This window comes from Bacillus sp. S3 (genome assembly GCF_005154805.1).
GTDB lineage: Bacteria > Bacillota > Bacilli > Bacillales > Cytobacillaceae > Neobacillus.
In genome coordinates this window covers 3,593,387-3,609,883 of record NZ_CP039727.1, presented here as the reverse complement: position 1 = coordinate 3,609,883, position 16,497 = coordinate 3,593,387, and the positions used below count along the sequence as shown (strand labels likewise).

Below are 16,497 nucleotides of genomic sequence, written 5' to 3'. Positions count from 1 at the left end.
TAATGCCTATCAATTTACTGCGAATTATATTTGATATAGATTACGAATAGAGGTGCGAGATATGAAAATTTCTACAAAAGGACGATACGGTCTAACTATCATGATTGAGCTAGCTAAAAAGCATGGCGAGGGTCCTACTTCATTAAAAACGATTGCCCAGGCAAATGATCTGTCCGAACATTATTTAGAGCAGTTAATTGCCCCGCTTAGAAACGCTGGGCTGGTAAAAAGCATCAGGGGTGCTTACGGCGGTTATATCCTTACAAATGAACCTTCCAAAATCACTGCGGGTGATGTGATTCGCGTGTTAGAAGGTCCGATTACCCCTGTTGAAGGAATTGAAGATGAAGAACCTGCCAAGCGTGAGCTATGGATCCGTATTCGCGATGCGATTAAAGATGTATTAGATAATACAACATTGGATGATCTTGCCAGTCATAGCGAGGATAGCGAACCAGAAGGTTATATGTTTTATATTTAATGTAAAAAATAACGAGAGAATGATTGGATTGAAGGTGTAATGATGGAACGAATTTATCTCGACCATGCTGCAACCACACCCATGCACCCAAAGGTGATTGAAAAAATGCTCGAAGTCATGAATGCTACATTCGGCAATCCTTCCAGCATTCATTCATTTGGCAGGGAAGCCCGCCATTATATTGATTTAGCGCGTGCGGCTTTGGCTCATAGTATTGGAGCAAAAGAAAATGAGATTATTTTCACAGGCGGTGGAACGGAAGCAGATAATATGGCGTTGTTTGGGGTGGCCGAAAGCAGCCAAGATAAAGGTAAGCATATTATTTCGACACAAGTAGAGCACCATGCGGTCCTTCATGCCTGCAAAAAATTAGAAAAAATGGGATTTGAGGTTACCTATCTGCCAGTCGATAAAACAGGGCGGATATCCGTCTTAGATCTCCAGCAAGCTTTAAGGGATGATACCATCCTCGTTTCGGTCATGTATGGAAATAATGAAGTTGGAACCATTCAGCCGATTGCTGAAATTGGCCAGCTATTGAAGAATCATCAAGCTATTTTCCATACAGATGCGGTGCAGGCTTATGGCGTTGAGGACATTAATGTCAATGAGTCACAAATTGATTTATTGTCTGTTTCTGCTCATAAAATTAATGGTCCAAAAGGAATGGGTTTCCTGTTTGCGAGATCATCTGTAAAAATTTCTCCCCGTCTATTTGGCGGTGACCAAGAAAGAAAACGGCGTGCAGGAACAGAAAATGTTGCCTCAATCGCCGGATTTCATCAAGCTGTCCTGATTGCTCATGAAAATCGGCCGGCCAAAAGAGAAACGTTCAACGGATTAAAAGAAACCCTGCTGACAAAGCTTCGTGAACTAAATGTTGATTTCGACATAAACGGATCGCTTGAACATTCACTGCCCCATGTATTAAACTTAAGCTTCCCGGGGACAAGTGTGGAAGCCATGCTCGTAAATCTGGATCTGGCAGGGATTGCCGTTTCCAGTGGTTCCGCGTGCACGGCCGGTTCTATTGACCCTTCCCACGTCCTGGTGGCGATGTTTGGGAAACAATCAGAGCGCTTAATCAATTCCATTCGTTTCAGCTTTGGTTTTACGACAACGACCGCTGAAGTCATGAAAACAGCTGAAGAATTGGCCAAAGTTGTTTCGCGTCTGAAAAAATAAAGGTACAATCGTAACTGCGGTAAAGAGAGAGGTGAACGAAATGGAAAGAAAAGACCCAAAAGATATACGGGTTGTTGTCGGGATGTCAGGAGGCGTTGATTCCTCTGTTGCAGCACTTTTATTGAAGAAGCAAGGCTATGACGTTATCGGCATTTTCATGAAAAACTGGGATGACACCGACGAAAATGGTGTTTGTACGGCAACAGAAGATTACGAGGATGTTATTCGCGTCTGCAATCAAATTGGCATTCCTTATTATGCGGTGAATTTTGAAAAACAATATTGGGATAAGGTCTTTACTTATTTCCTTGAAGAATATAAAGCGGGCAGAACGCCTAACCCTGACGTGATGTGCAACAAAGAAATCAAATTTAAAGCATTCCTGGAGCATGCCATGAATTTAGGGGCGGATTATCTTGCCACTGGTCATTATGCGCGCGTCGAGTACCGGGACGGAGAATATAAAATGCTCCGTGGACTTGACGAAAATAAGGACCAAACGTATTTCCTGAATCAATTGTCGCAGGAGCAGATCAGTAAAGTGATGTTCCCCATCGGCAATCTAGAAAAATCAAAGGTACGGGAAATTGCGAAGGAGGCAAATCTAGCGACTGCTTCCAAAAAGGACAGCACCGGAATTTGCTTCATTGGAGAGCGGAATTTCAAAGAATTTCTAGGGCAATATCTCCCTGCACAGCCGGGGAATATGGAAACCTTTGACGGGATCGTCAAAGGCAAGCATGAAGGGCTCATGTATCATACGATTGGCCAGCGCCACGGTTTAGGCATTGGCGGATCAGGTGAGCCATGGTTTGCCATCGGCAAGGATTTAAAAAAGAATGTCCTTTATGTGGGACAAGGTTTTCATCATGAAAAGCTATATTCTGATGCGATTACCGCTGTAAATGTCAGCTGGGTATCCAATCGTGAAAAGCCTGCTGAGTTTGACTGTACCGCCAAATTCCGTTATCGTCAGGAAGACCATAAAGTCACGGTTCGTCTTTTAGAGGATGGTCAGGTACAAGTGCTATTCCATGAACCGATTCGGGCAATCACTCCAGGGCAAGCCGCTGTTTTTTACGATGGCGATGAATGTCTTGGAGGCGGGACCATTGACGATGTGTTTAAAAACGGTGAACGATTAACGTATGTTGGCTAATATTTAACCCTGATTCCTAATTTGGAGTCGGGGTTTTTTGCCCAATATGTTATACTTTTTCTTAGGATTGGAGTGAACAAAATGGATAAAAACCAATTAGGTGTCGGGTACATGCAAGACGGTAACTGGGAAGAGGCAGCGAAGGCTTTTAATGAGGCTATTAAAGAAAATCCAACTGACCCCGTTGCTTATATTAACTTTGGTAATGTTCTTTCTGCCGTAGGTGATGATGAAAAGGCATTAAATTTCTACCAAAAAGCGATTGAAATCGATGAAAACGCGGCAGCGGCTTATTATAGTATCGGTAACCTATTATTCAGTCAAGACCTATTTACTGAAGCGAAAAATATGTTTGAAACGGCGATGAAAAAAGGGCTTGAGTCAAGCGATAATTACTTTATGCTTGGGTTAACACTTGTACAATTAGAACAAGGTAAATTTGCTCTCCCCTATCTGCAAAGAAGTGTTGAGCTAAATGAACAGGATGCGGAAGCACGGTTTCAATATGGCTTATGCTTGGCGCAGCTTGAACTGATTGATGAGGCAATTTTCCAACTCCAAAAGTGTGTTGAGTTAGATCCAAATCATTCAGATGCATTTTACAATTTAGGTGTATCTTATGCCTTTAAAGAAAATGCCACAGAAGCGCTGGTAATGTTTAATCATGCACTCGCCATTCAACCGGACCATCTGCTTGCTGGTCATGCAAAAAAACTAATCGAAAATAACCTTTAATTTTTCAATTCTACCCGAAAGGAGGGAGCACAAAATGGAAAAACAAGACTCACTCGATTTATTCGCGGAGCAGGGGAAGTTCGTCAAAGGGCGGCCGATTGTGACGATTTTTCACAATGAACAAAATTTATACACCGTTTTAAGAATTCGCGTAGATGAAACAAACGATCAATATGAGGATAAAGAAGCGGTGATTACCGGCTATTTTCCAAAGATTCATGAACAGGAAACCTATATTTTCTTTGGGGAATTTAAGGAACATCCAAAGTTTGGGGTGCAATTTCACACCAATCATTTCCGCAAAGATATGCCCCAGACTAAACAAGGAGTCATCGCCTATTTATCAGGGGAAATGTTTAAAGGAATTGGGAAGAAAACGGCTGAGAATATCGTTGAAACATTGGGAGAAGACGCTATTTCCAAGATTCTCAATCAGCCCTCCTTGCTTGATTCTATTCCCAAGCTCCCTCCTGAAAAGGCAAAAATGCTCTATGACACTCTGATGGAGCATCAAGGACTCGAGCAGGTAATGGTTGCCTTAAATCAATACGGCTTTGGACCACAGATCTCGATGCGGATTTACCAAGCATATAAAGAGGAAACACTTACAACCATTCAAAAAAATCCATATAAACTGGTTGAAGATATCGAGGGTATTGGTTTTGGCCGTGCGGATGAGCTTGGCCACCAGCTGGGAATCACCGGAAGCCATCCCGACCGAATCAAAGCTGCCTGTCTTTATACCCTTGAAAGTGAAAGCATGCAAACGGGACATGTTTACATGCATGCTCAGGATTTACTCGAACAAGTGAAAGCACTTCTTGAGGATAACAAAAGGGATCAAATTGAATACATAAATATCTCAAATGAGGTTGTTAAACTCGAAGAGGAAGGAAAATTAATGGTGGAGGAGAAACGCATTTATCTCCCATCATTATTTTTCGCGGAAAAAGGCCTTGTAACGAGCATTAATCGGATATTACAGCAAACAGAATTTAAGGATCAGTTCCCTGAATCAGAGTTTCTTCTGGCACTAGGGGGCTTAGAGGAACGTCTTGGCGTGCAATATGCACCAACACAAAAAGAAGCGATTCAAACAGCGCTGATGTCACCGATGCTGATGTTAACAGGCGGACCTGGTACTGGGAAAACGACCGTGATTAAGGGAATCGTAGAACTATACGGAGAACTGCATGGCTGTTCTTTAGAACTGAAGGATTACCATAAGAAGGATGAGCCTTTTCCGTTTTTACTGGCAGCACCGACTGGGCGAGCCGCCAAACGAATGACCGAATCGACAGGATTACCTGCCGTCACGATTCACCGGCTGCTTGGTTTTAACGGATCAGAAGGCTTTGATCGTGATGATGCCAGCCCACTTGAAGGAAAAATCTTAATCGTGGATGAAACTTCGATGCTAGACATTTGGCTTGCCAATCAATTATTTAAGGCACTTCCAGAACATATTCAAGTCATCATGGTAGGCGACGAAGATCAGCTGCCATCAGTCGGACCGGGGCAGGTATTGAAAGATCTGCTGCAATCAGAGCGGATTCCGACTGTCCGTCTTACCGATATTTACCGGCAGGCAGAAGGATCATCAATCATTGAACTGGCACATGATATTAAAAAGGGCTATCTGCCTGCAAATATTACCGCCAAACAGGCGGATCGTTCTTTTATCAAATGTTCCACGGCACAGGTGGCCCAAGTAGTTGAAAAAGTAGCGCTTAATGCTAAAAATAAAGGGTATTCCGCAAAAGATATACAGGTGCTGGCGCCGATGTACAGAGGGCCAGCAGGAATTGACCGCTTAAATGTGCTGCTCCAGGAAATTTTCAACCCAAACCCTGATGGGAAACGGAAGGAAATTACCTTTGGTGAGGCAAAATATCGGATCGGTGATAAGGTGCTACAGCTTGTGAATCAGCCGGAAAGCAATGTTTTTAACGGAGATATAGGAGAAATAATTTCGATTATTTATGCGAAAGAAAACACAGAGAAACAGGATATGATTTACATTTCCTTTGAAGGGAACGAGGTTGAATATACAAAGCAGGACTTGAATCAGATCACCCATGCTTACTGCTGTTCGGTCCATAAATCACAGGGCAGTGAATTTCCGATTGTTATTCTCCCCATTACACGGAGCTATTATCGGATGCTGCGAAGAAATCTAATTTACACAGCCATTACCAGAAGTAAACAATCGTTGATTCTATGCGGTGAAGAGGATGCCCTTCGAATGGGAGTTGAAAGAGCAGATGAGCTCTCGAGGCAAACGACGCTCTGCCAAAAACTTAAGGAATCGATTGCCGTAAAAGGGGACGATTCCCAAGAGGAGCAAACTGACATTGAAATGTCCTATGAGGAAGAATTAATGCATGTAAATCCAATGGTTGGGATGGAAAACGTTTCTCCTTATGATTTTATGATAAATGACTGAAACTATAAATGTTCACGGGAGGTGGGACACTCTTTGCGGACATTTTCTTTATTGAAAGGGCAGCCAGTATTTGAAACGAAAAGCGGAACAAAAATAGGTGAAATTAGTGACCTATGTATTTCAAGCACCGGAAAAGTCAAAGGCCTATTGGTTAAAAAAGGCGTGTTCTTCAAACAATCCTTTTTTCTGGACATTCAAGAAGTGGCCTCATTTGGCTGGGATGGGGTTATGATTGAGGACACTGGGCTATTACAAAAGTTAAAAGAGAGTCCGGAATATACGTTAACACACCAGCATTCACTAGACGGAATGATGATGCTCTCAAAGAGCGGGGAGTCACTCGGGTTGTTAACAGATGTATATTTTCAAGAAGAAGTGGGCACAATCGTAGGGTACGAAATCACGGATGGCTTCTTTTCGGATATCACGAAAGGCAAACAAGTCATTCAATCCGGGAAGCCCATAGCGATCGGAAAGGATGCCATTATCGTAGATGTTAATAATACGTGAGGTGTCTTTTCATGTTTAAGTGTCCCAATTGTCAAAGTAAAGATATTGGCAAAATTGGTATCAACCAATATTATTGCTGGAACTGTTTTATTGAGCTTTCGGTGTCCTCGGGAATCATCAACACCCATCAAGTTGAAGAAGACGGATCACTTAGTTCCTTGGATGATTTGTTTGAAGAAGAAGAACGTCGGTACACTCTTTAAATTTTAAAAAAGAGGTGAGACGCATGGGTAAAATGATGACAACGATGATTGCTTTTGGTGCGGGAATGGCAGCCTATAATATCGCTCAGCGAAATAATATGATGTCTGCCCGCAATATGAAAAGAATGCAAAAGAAAGTAAAACGAGCGATTTTTTAATGGTAGTCCCCCTCGGGCATGAGGGGGATTTTTATTTGCATATTTTCCCCAATTGTCTCCAAAACTAACCAAAAGGAGGCATGAAAAGTGGATATTCGGATGAAATGGTATTACCGCATCGGTTTTTTGCTCCTTTTGTTAATTGTCATTTTTGTTTTTCTAAAAATTAGTTTCGTGTGGATGCCGGTTGTCAGAATGGCTGCCATCATCATTATTCCCTTTATTATTGGCGGGTTTATTACCTATTTACTACACCCTATCGTCGAAAGATTACATGAAAAAGGTCTACATCGCGGGTTTGCAATTATTTTAATTTATTTTATTTTTTTTGGCGGAATCGGCGCGGGATTGTATAAAGGGATACCGGCAATCATTGATCAATTAAAAGACTTGTCCGAGAGTGCGCCTGTCTTTGCGGAACAATACCGCGATTGGATTAACCAGCTCCAAGCACATACAAGGGCATGGCCGGATGGACTGCAAGCCCGCATGAATGACGGCATCGATACCTTCGAGAGAAAGATGGACTCATTACTAACGGTTATCGTCAATATGTTATTGAACCTGTTGAATTCAGCATTATTGATGTTGCTTATTCCTTTCATTGCTTTTTATATGTTAAAGGATTTTGGCTTAATTAAACGGGCAGTTTGGTATATGACCCCTAAAAAGTGGCGCAGGAAGGGGACATTATTTCTAAAAGATGTCGATAAATCCCTTGGCAGTTATATTCGGGGGCAGCTCCTTGTTTGTGTCATAATCGGCAGTATTTCTGCCCTGTTATTTTGGGTCTTTCATTTAAAATACCCCTTATTATTAGGGCTGATTATTGGTGCGACCAACGTAATCCCTTATTTTGGACCGATTATTGGGGCTGTGCCGGCAGTCATAATCGCCGCGACAACATCGGTGAAATTAGTGATAATTACGTTAGTCATTGTGTTTGGGCTGCAATTTCTTGAAGGAAATATCTTATCCCCCTATATTGTGGGCAAGAGTTTGCATATGCACCCGCTAGTCATTATGGCCGCATTAACGGCAGGCGGAGAAATTGGCGGTGTTCTAGGTCTTATATTGGCGGTACCGATCATGGCTGTGCTAAAAGTGGGGATCATTCACGCAAAAAATCATTTAATGAAGGAATCAAATTGACAAACGTTTTTCGGGTGGCTATAATTCGTCATATAGAATATTTGTTGAAAAATGTAGAAGGACCCAAGTATGTTATAGTCCATCTGTAACGTGTAAAAGCGTAGAAGAGAGGAGCTTCCACGGCTGAAAGGAGCTCTAGGTGAAGGATAACAGAAAGCTAATCCGGAGTGCAGCTAATCACTGCCGTCAGTGCCGCGTTAAGGCACTTTTGAGAGATGGATACAGCTTATTGTATTCGTAATCAGGGTGGTACCGCGAGATCAAGCTCTCGTCCCTGCTATGGGATGAGGGCTTTTTTGTATGCTTTTTTATTATAAAAAGGAGGCTTAATTCTATGAAAAATTTAACTGGATCACAAATCCGCTCGATGTTTTTACAGTTTTTTAACGAAGAAAAAGGACACGCTATTGAACCAAGTGCATCTCTTGTTCCGCATGATGATCCTTCCTTGTTGTGGATCAACAGTGGTGTGGCAACCTTAAAGAAATATTTTGATGGGCGGGTAGTCCCTGAAAATCCACGTATCACAAATGCCCAAAAATCTATTAGAACGAATGATATTGAGAATGTCGGAAAAACCGCACGTCACCATACGTTCTTTGAAATGCTTGGTAACTTTTCTATCGGTGAATATTTCAAACAGGAAGCAATTGAATGGGCATGGGAATTTTTAACCGATGAAAAATGGATTGGCTGGAATCCAGAGTTATTATCTGTGACAGTTCACCCAGAGGATCATGAAGCATACGAAATTTGGAATAAAACAATTGGCATACCAGAAGAACGCATTATTCGCCTTGAAGGGAACTTCTGGGATATTGGTGAAGGACCAAGCGGCCCGAATACCGAAATTTTCTATGATCGCGGTCAGGAGTATGGAGATGACCCAAGCGACCCAGAACTATACCCAGGCGGTGAAAACGAGCGTTATCTTGAAGTATGGAACCTAGTTTTTTCACAATTTAATCATAACCCTGATGGTACCTACACACCGCTGCCAAAGAAAAATATTGATACCGGCATGGGACTTGAGCGGATGGCATCTGTTGTTCAAAATGTTCCTACCAATTTCGATACAGATTTATTTATTCCAATCATTCGGGCAGTCGAGGAAATATCCGGTGAAAAATATGGCGTTGATAAAGAACGCGATGTCGCATTCAAAGTCATCGCTGACCATATTCGTACGGTGGCATTTGCAGTTGGCGATGGTGCATTGCCGTCCAATGAAGGCCGCGGCTATGTGCTGCGTCGTTTGCTGCGCCGGGCTGTCCGCTACGCGAAACAAATCAATATCAACCGTCCATTTATGTATGAACTCGTTCCTGTCGTCGGTGAAATCATGGATGATTTCTATCCAGAGGTAAAGGACAAGACCGAATTCATTCAAAAGGTCATTAAAAATGAAGAGGAGCGTTTCCACGAAACCCTTCATGAAGGCTTAGCGATTTTAGCAAGCGTCATTAAAAAGGAAAAAGAAAAAGGCAGCGGTACGATTACAGGTGCTGATGTGTTCCGTCTTTATGACACATACGGATTCCCTGTAGAACTGACTGAAGAATATGCCGAAGAGGAAGGCATGAAGGTTGATCATCAAGGCTTCGAGGTTGAAATGGAGCAGCAGCGTGACCGTGCAAGAAAGGCCCGTCAAGATGTCGATTCCATGCAGGTGCAAGGCGGAGTACTTCGCGATGTTACTGTCCAAAGTAAATTCGCTGGCTACGATACTCTAGAGACTAGCGGAGCTGTTGCAGCAATCATTAAGAATGGCGAACTTGTAGAGGAAGCATTAGGCGGTGAAGAAGTCCAGCTCATTCTCGATGTGACACCGTTTTATGCAGAAAGCGGCGGACAAATTGCAGACCGTGGCATAATTGAGGGAGAGGGTGTCAGCGTTGCCGTTAAGGATGTTCAAAAAGCGCCGAATGGTCAAAACCTCCATCAAGTAGTAGTAAAAAGCGGTACATTAAAAACGAACCAGCCGGTAACAGCAAAGGTGGACGCCGAGAACCGCGTCAAGACTATCAAAAACCATACAGCAACACATTTGCTTCATCAAGCCCTTAAGGACGTGCTTGGCGAGCACGTAAACCAAGCTGGTTCTCTTGTCGAGCCTGACCGTCTTCGTTTTGACTTTTCGCATTTTGGTCAAATTCAGCCGGAAGAATTGGAACAGATTGAAAAAATCGTGAATGAAAAGATTTGGCGGAATATCGAAGTCGACATCAGCCTAAAACCAATTGCAGAGGCAAAAGCAATGGGGGCAATGGCCCTTTTTGGAGAAAAATATGGTGATATCGTCCGTGTTGTTAGGGTTGGTGATTACAGCCTAGAGCTTTGCGGAGGCTGTCATGTTCCTAATACATCTGTTATTGGCTTGTTTAAAATTGTTTCGGAAGGCGGAATTGGTGCCGGAACAAGAAGAATTGAGGCTGTAACAGGTGAATCAGCTTATAAATCATTAAATGATCAAGTTGGTTTGTTAAAGGATGCAGCTGAGAAGCTTAAAACAAATCCGAAAGATATTGTGAACCGAATTGAAAGTTTAATGATCGAAATGAAACAGCTGCAGCGGGAAAACGAATCGCTTGCCACAAAGCTTGGAAATATTGAAGCGGGCAGCCTTGTATCTAAAGCGAAAGAAGTTGACGGTGTAACGGTCTTAGCAGCAAAGGTTCAGGCTGCTGATATGAATAACTTGAGAAATATGGCAGATGACCTGAAGCAAAAGCTTGGTTCTGTTGTCATTGTTCTCGGCAGTGCGCATGAAGGAAAGGTAAATCTAATTGCCGCTGTAACAAAGGATTTAATCGACAAAGGCTACCATGCCGGGAAACTTATAAAAGAAGTCGCTACACGCTGCGGCGGAGGAGGCGGCGGCCGTCCAGATATGGCCCAGGCGGGAGGAAAAGATCCTGCAAAATTGGATTCCGCACTCCAATTCGTAGACGAATGGGTAAAATCCATTTGATAATGGGACAGATTAGTGTAAAATGTAGGTAATTAATACAATTCTCTCCTCTGTTAGAAAGGCGAGGTGCATGAAGTGAGTTCATTTGACAAAACGATGCGATTTAATTTTCCCGAAGAGCCATTTGAACATGATGTGAAGGATGTGTTATTTCAAGTCTATGAGGCTTTGCAGGAAAAGGGGTATAATCCTATCAATCAAATTGTCGGATACCTATTATCGGGCGATCCTGCCTATATTCCACGGCATCGCGATGCCCGCAACATCATTCGCAAGTTAGAACGGGACGAAATTATTGAGGAATTGGTCAAATCCTATCTAAAACAACAACGAGAGGGTTAAGTAATGCGTGCAATGGGTTTAGATGTTGGCTCTAAAACCGTCGGTATTGCCCTAAGCGATGAGCTGGGATGGACGGCACAGGGCCTTAAAACCCTCAAAATCAATGAAGAAAAGCAGGAGTTTGGTTTTGAGGAGATTGGTCAAATAATTAGTGAGTATCAAGTCGATACGGTCGTTATTGGATTTCCAAAAAATATGAACGGGACGGTGGGTCCGCGCGGAGAAGCCAGTCAGCAATTTGCTGCTGAAATCGAGAACCGGTTTGCTGTACCTACTGTTTTATGGGACGAGCGGCTGACAACAATGGCTGCTGAACGAGTATTGCTTGAAGCCGATGTCAGTCGGAAAAAACGAAAGAAGGTCATCGATAAAATGGCAGCAGTGATGATTCTTCAAGGCTATCTTGATAGTAAAAATTAATGAGGTGAAGATATGACACACGAACATAACCATGAGGATCGCTATATCACACTAGTAGATGAAAATGGCGATGAACAATTATTTGAAATACTTTTTACGTTTGATTCAGACGAATTTGAAAAGTCCTATGTGTTCTTTTATCCGGTTGGTGCGGATGAGGATGAAGAGGAAGAAATTGATATTCTCACATATGCATACATTCCAACTGAAGACGGCGGTTTCGGAGAATTAATGGAAATCGAAACGGACGAAGAGTGGGATATGGTAGAAGAGGTATTTAATACTTTTAACGAGGAACAAGAGGAACATTAAGTAAGCAAATCGGTTGCGTATGCAACCGGTTTTTTTAATATAAAAATATGACAAATTCATTGATAAATTGACATTTTTCGAAGTATATGCTGAAATTATTACGATATCTTTTTTTATATTTACATAAAATTAGGGCGAATTTTATTGTTCCATTGGTCATGGGAAGGGGGAAAAAGATGACAACAGACGAAAAGGGCTCAAAGAAAGAGGTTATTCGAAAAAAAATGCTTGAGCAGCACCATGAAGCAAAAATTGTTCGTAAGATTGTTTTAATTATCTCAATCTTAATGGTATTATTCATAGTCATAATTGGCGGCGGAGGATATCTCTACATACAATCAGCACTTAAACCTGTTGACGCTAACAGTAAGAAACAGAAAACAGTCGAAATCCCGTTAGGGTCATCTGTCACAGGGATTGCAGAAAAATTAGTAGCAAACGGCATTATAAAAAATGCTAAAGTATTCAAGTATTATGTAAAGCTAAAAAATGAAGGCGGCTTTATGGCCGGAGATTATCAGCTTAGCCCTTCGATGGATGTTCCTGAAATCGTCAGCCGCTTGAAAACGGGTAAAGTACTAGCGAAGGCAAGCTTTAAAATTACGATTCCAGAGGGAAAGCAGCTGAAGGAAATTGCGGCTATTATGGCAAAAGCAACAAGCCAAAAAGAAGATGACGTTTTTAATAAATTAAATGATAAAGAATTTATTAGTACACTAATGGCCAAATACCCTGATATATTAACTGATGAAATTCTTCATTCAACGGTAAAATTTCCACTTGAAGGCTACTTATATCCAGCGACCTATCCATTTTATAAGCCAAATCCAACTGTTGATGAAATGGTCACGGCAATGCTTGATAAAACAAGATCAGTGGTTGCGGATTATGCGGCGGAAAGTAATGAAAAAAAGCTTTCCGTTCATCAATTGCTCACGATGGCGTCTTTAATCGAGGAGGAGGCTACGGGGAAAGCCGACCGGAAAACAATCGCAAGTGTTTTCTATAACCGAATGAAAATAGGCATGCCGCTACAAACCGATCCAACTGTTTTATATGCGCAAGGAAAACATAAAGAGAAAGTTTTATATGATGATTTGGAAGTGAACTCACCTTATAATACGTATAAAAATACGGGTCTGCCGCCGGGTCCGATTGCCAATGCCGGAAAAGTTTCTATTGAAGCGGCACTGGAACCGGCGGAAACGGATTACTATTATTTCCTGGCAACGGCAGAGGGTGCAGTTATCTTTACAAAAACATTAGAAGAACATAATCAGGAAAAAGCAAAACATATTACCAATAAAAAATAATGGATTTTATGGGGGAAAGGTTAGCATTCCCCCTGGTTTTATGTTAAAATAATTCAGGTGTTTTAATATGTATTTCATAGCGTACCTCACAGTAAGGTGATTTGCGGCAGGATCTGCCTAAAATAGCGTATCGGAACCCAAAACTTCCTTACGCTAACTGCAACATTTTCTGTGAACGCTATTTTTTCATGTCTAAAGAGCATATTTTTGGTAAAAATGCTTCTATGAATTGAGGTGACGGCAGCTTGTTAAATGAGAAGCTGCATTTTTATATTGAAGGTCTAATTCCGGCTCGCATTCCCCTGCTTTCCGAGATGGAGAGCTATGCAAAGGAGCATAATGTTCCGATTATGGAACTTGCCGGTATTGAAACCATGCTGCAATTACTGCGAATCCATCAATCCGAAAGAATTCTTGAGGTTGGCACCGCGATTGGCTATTCGGCGTTACGAATGGCAGAGGCATTGCCTAATGCTGAAATCGTTACGATTGAACGGGACGAAGAAAGAATACAAGTTGCAAAAGCATTTATCGGGCGATCACCTAAAGGTAAGCAAATTACGATCATTGAAGGCGATGCTCTTGAGGTTGAAAATTTTGTTCAAGGGCGGGCACCATTCGATGCTATTTTTATTGATGCTGCTAAAGGCCAATACAAAAAGTTCTTTGAGATGTATGAAAAATATCTTCGAGACGATGGCATGATTATTACTGATAATGTGCTGTTTAAAGGACTTGTAGCTGAAGATGTAATTGAATCCAAAAGAATCAGAAACCTTGTGAAAAAAATAGATGAATTTAATCATTGGTTACTAAATCATCCGGAATATGACTCCGTGATCCTGCCTGTGGGGGACGGGGTTGCAATCAGCAAAAGGAGAGGTGAGAGGAAATGAAAAAAACAGAATTGCTAGTCACTCCATTGACGGTAAACGATATTTTGCCACTTGCAGAAGCAGGAGCCGATGCCTTTGTTGTCGGGGAGCAGCGCTTTGGCTTACGATTAGCAGGGGAGTTTAATCGTGAAGATGTTCAAAAGGCCATTGAACTTGCGCACGGTATGGGGAAAAAAGTTTATGTAGCGGTGAATGCTATTTTTCACAATGAAAAAATAGACGAGCTTTCAGAATATGTCCACTTTATCGCTGAGGCAAAAGCGGACGCGATTATTTTTGGTGACCCGGCGGTGTTAATGATTGCTAAAGAAGTTGCCCCGGAATTGAAGCTTCATTGGAATACAGAGACAACAGGAACGAACTGGTTTACTTGTAATTATTGGGGTGAAAAAGGCGCGAAACGGGCTGTCTTAGCACGAGAAATCAACATGGATGCCATTGTTGAAATTAAAGAAAATGCTGAAGTGGAAATTGAAGTACAGGTTCATGGAATGAGCTGTATGTTCCAATCAAAACGGACCCTTCTTGGGAATTATTATGAGTATCAAGGAAAGGTTATGGAAGTCGAAAACCGTAAAGCAGAAAAAAATATGTTCTTGCACGATAAAGAACGCGAAAATAAGTATCCGATTTTTGAAGATGCGAATGGAACGCATATTATGAGCCCAAATGATATTTGCATCATTGATGAGCTTCAAGAGATGTTAGAGGCCGGTGTCGATTCCTTTAAGATAGATGGGATTTTAAAGGGACCTGAATATATTTTGGCTGTGACAAAACTTTATCGTGAAGCCATTGATTTATATTTTGAGGATCCGGATGCGTATGAGGATAAAAAGGACGAGCTGCTTGAGGCAATGGAGGAAATCCAGCCAGCAAATCGGTCTTTAGATACAGGGTTTTATTTTAAGGAAACAGTTTATTAAAAGGAGGAGTTCAAACGTGTATACAGTTAATGATAAAATTTCTGAAATCATTGATGGAAAACGTGTCATTATGAAGAAGCCGGAACTCCTTGCGCCGGCAGGCAATCTTGAGAAGCTAAAAATTGCCGTTCATTATGGAGCAGACGCCGTCTTTATCGGGGGCCAAGAATATGGTCTTCGTTCAAACGCGGATAACTTTACCTTTGAAGAAATGAAAGAAGGAGTCGAGTTCGCTAAGAAATACGGAGCGAAGATTTATGTGACAACTAACATTTTTGCTCATAATGAAAATATAGCCGGCTTGGAAGAGTATATTCTTGGCTTAAAAGAGACTGGAATAGCAGGAATTATTGTTGCGGATCCGCTCATTATTGAAACATGCCGCCGGCTTGCTCCTGAGATAGAAATCCACATTAGTACACAGCAATCACTTTCTAACTGGAAAGCAGCCCAGTTTTGGAAAGAGGCCGGGGCAGAGCGTGTTGTATTAGCGCGTGAGGTTAGTGCGGAAGAAATCAGAGAAATGAAAGAAAAGGTCGATGTTGAGATTGAGACCTTTATTCATGGGGCGATGTGCATTGCCTACTCCGGGCGCTGTACATTGAGCAACCATATGACAGCACGGGATTCCAACCGCGGCGGCTGCTGCCAGTCATGCCGCTGGGATTATGATCTTTACCAGCTTGAGGACAGCGATCAGGAAGTAGCTCTTTTTGAGGAAGGAGACGACCCATTCGCAATGAGTCCGAAGGATCTTAACCTCATTCAGGCGATCCCACAGATGATCGAGCTTGGAATTGACAGCTTGAAAATTGAAGGCCGGATGAAATCAATTCATTACATTGCAACCGTGGTAAGTATTTACCGAAAAGTGATTGATGCTTATTGTGCCGATCCTGAGAATTTTGTTATTAAGCGCGAGTGGTTAGAGGAACTTGATAAATGCGCTAACCGGGAAACGGCACCTGCATTTTTTGAAGGAATTCCAGGGTATAAAGAGCAAATGTTTGGTAATCATAGCAAGAAGACAAAGTTTGAATTTGTCGGCCTGGTGCTTGACTATAATGAGGAAACGCAAATCGTTACATTGCAGCAGCGTAACCATTTTAAACCAGGGGAAGAAGTCGAATTCTTTGGTCCGGAAATTCAAAACTTTACACACGTGATTGATAAAATTTGGGATGAAAAAGGGAATGAATTGGACGCAGCTAGACACCCACTTCAAATTGTGCAATTTAAATTGGACAAACCGGTATACCCTAACAACATGATGCGAAAGGAGAACTAG

The 16,497-nt window shown here is 42.0% G+C and carries 17 protein-coding genes; all 17 read left to right on the top strand.

What is annotated here, in order from left to right; genetic code table 11:
• The first annotated feature begins 61 nt into the window (after window positions 1–61).
• The 17 genes from cymR (at window position 62) to FAY30_RS17510 (ending at window position 16,497) form a co-directional block, all read left to right on the top strand.
• Entirely contained in the window at window positions 62–481 is a 420-nt protein-coding gene (gene cymR / locus FAY30_RS17590; protein WP_149871095.1) for a cysteine metabolism transcriptional regulator CymR, read from the top strand.
• Between the two features lie 42 nt (window positions 482–523).
• Window positions 524–1,666, top strand: coding sequence for a cysteine desulfurase family protein (locus FAY30_RS17585; RefSeq protein ID WP_149871094.1), 1,143 nt, complete (start codon window positions 524–526; stop codon window positions 1,664–1,666).
• Between the two features lie 40 nt (window positions 1,667–1,706).
• Window positions 1,707–2,825 (top strand): tRNA 2-thiouridine(34) synthase MnmA, encoded by a 1,119-nt coding sequence (gene mnmA, locus FAY30_RS17580; RefSeq protein ID WP_149871093.1) that lies wholly within the window; start codon window positions 1,707–1,709, stop codon window positions 2,823–2,825.
• An 81-nt stretch (window positions 2,826–2,906) separates the two neighbouring features.
• Window positions 2,907–3,560 (top strand): tetratricopeptide repeat protein, encoded by a 654-nt coding sequence (locus tag FAY30_RS17575; protein ID WP_149871092.1) that lies wholly within the window; start codon window positions 2,907–2,909, stop codon window positions 3,558–3,560.
• A 34-nt stretch (window positions 3,561–3,594) separates the two neighbouring features.
• Complete coding sequence (locus FAY30_RS17570) at window positions 3,595–6,006, top strand: SF1B family DNA helicase RecD2 (protein ID WP_149871091.1); 2,412 nt, start codon at window positions 3,595–3,597, stop codon at window positions 6,004–6,006.
• Between the two features lie 33 nt (window positions 6,007–6,039).
• Window positions 6,040–6,516, top strand: a complete 477-nt coding sequence (locus FAY30_RS17565; RefSeq protein WP_149871090.1) for a PRC-barrel domain-containing protein — start codon at window positions 6,040–6,042, stop codon at window positions 6,514–6,516.
• Window positions 6,517–6,527: 11 nt separating this feature from the next.
• Complete coding sequence (locus FAY30_RS17560; protein WP_149871089.1) at window positions 6,528–6,719, top strand: hypothetical protein; 192 nt, start codon at window positions 6,528–6,530, stop codon at window positions 6,717–6,719.
• Window positions 6,720–6,742: 23 nt separating this feature from the next.
• The gene (locus tag FAY30_RS17555; protein ID WP_149871088.1) at window positions 6,743–6,877 is read left to right on the top strand and encodes a YrzQ family protein; all 135 of its coding nucleotides are present in this window, start codon (window positions 6,743–6,745) and stop codon (window positions 6,875–6,877) included.
• Window positions 6,878–6,964: 87 nt separating this feature from the next.
• Window positions 6,965–8,029 carry an AI-2E family transporter gene (locus FAY30_RS17550; RefSeq protein WP_149871087.1) on the top strand — a complete coding sequence of 355 codons (1,065 nt, stop codon included), beginning with the start codon at window positions 6,965–6,967 and terminating at the stop codon, window positions 8,027–8,029.
• 334 nt (window positions 8,030–8,363) lie between these two features.
• Window positions 8,364–11,000, top strand: a complete 2,637-nt coding sequence (gene alaS / locus FAY30_RS17545) for an alanine--tRNA ligase (protein ID WP_149871086.1) — start codon at window positions 8,364–8,366, stop codon at window positions 10,998–11,000.
• Between the two features lie 75 nt (window positions 11,001–11,075).
• A complete protein-coding gene (locus tag FAY30_RS17540) occupies window positions 11,076–11,342 on the top strand; it encodes an IreB family regulatory phosphoprotein (protein WP_149871085.1) in 267 nt (88 codons plus the stop codon).
• 3 nt (window positions 11,343–11,345) lie between these two features.
• Window positions 11,346–11,762 carry a Holliday junction resolvase RuvX gene (gene ruvX / locus FAY30_RS17535; protein WP_149871084.1) on the top strand — a complete coding sequence of 139 codons (417 nt, stop codon included), beginning with the start codon at window positions 11,346–11,348 and terminating at the stop codon, window positions 11,760–11,762.
• 12 nt (window positions 11,763–11,774) lie between these two features.
• On the top strand, window positions 11,775–12,074 hold the full coding sequence (locus FAY30_RS17530; RefSeq protein ID WP_149871083.1) for a DUF1292 domain-containing protein: 300 nt from the start codon (window positions 11,775–11,777) through the stop codon (window positions 12,072–12,074).
• A gap of 176 nt (window positions 12,075–12,250) precedes the next feature.
• The gene (mltG, locus tag FAY30_RS17525) at window positions 12,251–13,387 is read left to right on the top strand and encodes an endolytic transglycosylase MltG (protein WP_149871082.1); all 1,137 of its coding nucleotides are present in this window, start codon (window positions 12,251–12,253) and stop codon (window positions 13,385–13,387) included.
• A gap of 245 nt (window positions 13,388–13,632) precedes the next feature.
• Entirely contained in the window at window positions 13,633–14,283 is a 651-nt protein-coding gene (locus FAY30_RS17520; protein ID WP_149871081.1) for an O-methyltransferase, read from the top strand.
• The gene (locus FAY30_RS17515; protein ID WP_149871080.1) at window positions 14,280–15,209 is read left to right on the top strand and encodes a peptidase U32 family protein; all 930 of its coding nucleotides are present in this window, start codon (window positions 14,280–14,282) and stop codon (window positions 15,207–15,209) included. Before FAY30_RS17520 ends, FAY30_RS17515 begins: the two co-directional genes overlap by 4 nt.
• A 16-nt stretch (window positions 15,210–15,225) precedes the next feature.
• A complete protein-coding gene (locus tag FAY30_RS17510) occupies window positions 15,226–16,497 on the top strand; it encodes a peptidase U32 family protein (protein ID WP_149871079.1) in 1,272 nt (423 codons plus the stop codon).

What these genes read in the sequence shown, in the direction of transcription:
- cymR (WP_149871095.1), top strand. Translation starts at nt 62, where the DNA reads ATGAAAATTTCTACAAAAGGACGATACGGTCTAACTATCATGATTGAG.
- FAY30_RS17585 (WP_149871094.1), top strand. Translation starts at nt 524, where the DNA reads ATGGAACGAATTTATCTCGACCATGCTGCAACCACACCCATGCACCCA.
- mnmA (WP_149871093.1), top strand. Translation starts at nt 1,707, where the DNA reads ATGGAAAGAAAAGACCCAAAAGATATACGGGTTGTTGTCGGGATGTCA.
- FAY30_RS17575 (WP_149871092.1), top strand. Translation starts at nt 2,907, where the DNA reads ATGGATAAAAACCAATTAGGTGTCGGGTACATGCAAGACGGTAACTGG.
- FAY30_RS17570 (WP_149871091.1), top strand. Translation starts at nt 3,595, where the DNA reads ATGGAAAAACAAGACTCACTCGATTTATTCGCGGAGCAGGGGAAGTTC.
- FAY30_RS17560 (WP_149871089.1), top strand. Translation starts at nt 6,528, where the DNA reads ATGTTTAAGTGTCCCAATTGTCAAAGTAAAGATATTGGCAAAATTGGT.
- FAY30_RS17555 (WP_149871088.1), top strand. Translation starts at nt 6,743, where the DNA reads ATGGGTAAAATGATGACAACGATGATTGCTTTTGGTGCGGGAATGGCA.
- alaS (WP_149871086.1), top strand. Translation starts at nt 8,364, where the DNA reads ATGAAAAATTTAACTGGATCACAAATCCGCTCGATGTTTTTACAGTTT.
- ruvX (WP_149871084.1), top strand. Translation starts at nt 11,346, where the DNA reads ATGCGTGCAATGGGTTTAGATGTTGGCTCTAAAACCGTCGGTATTGCC.
- FAY30_RS17530 (WP_149871083.1), top strand. Translation starts at nt 11,775, where the DNA reads ATGACACACGAACATAACCATGAGGATCGCTATATCACACTAGTAGAT.
- mltG (WP_149871082.1), top strand. Translation starts at nt 12,251, where the DNA reads ATGACAACAGACGAAAAGGGCTCAAAGAAAGAGGTTATTCGAAAAAAA.
- FAY30_RS17515 (WP_149871080.1), top strand. Translation starts at nt 14,280, where the DNA reads ATGAAAAAAACAGAATTGCTAGTCACTCCATTGACGGTAAACGATATT.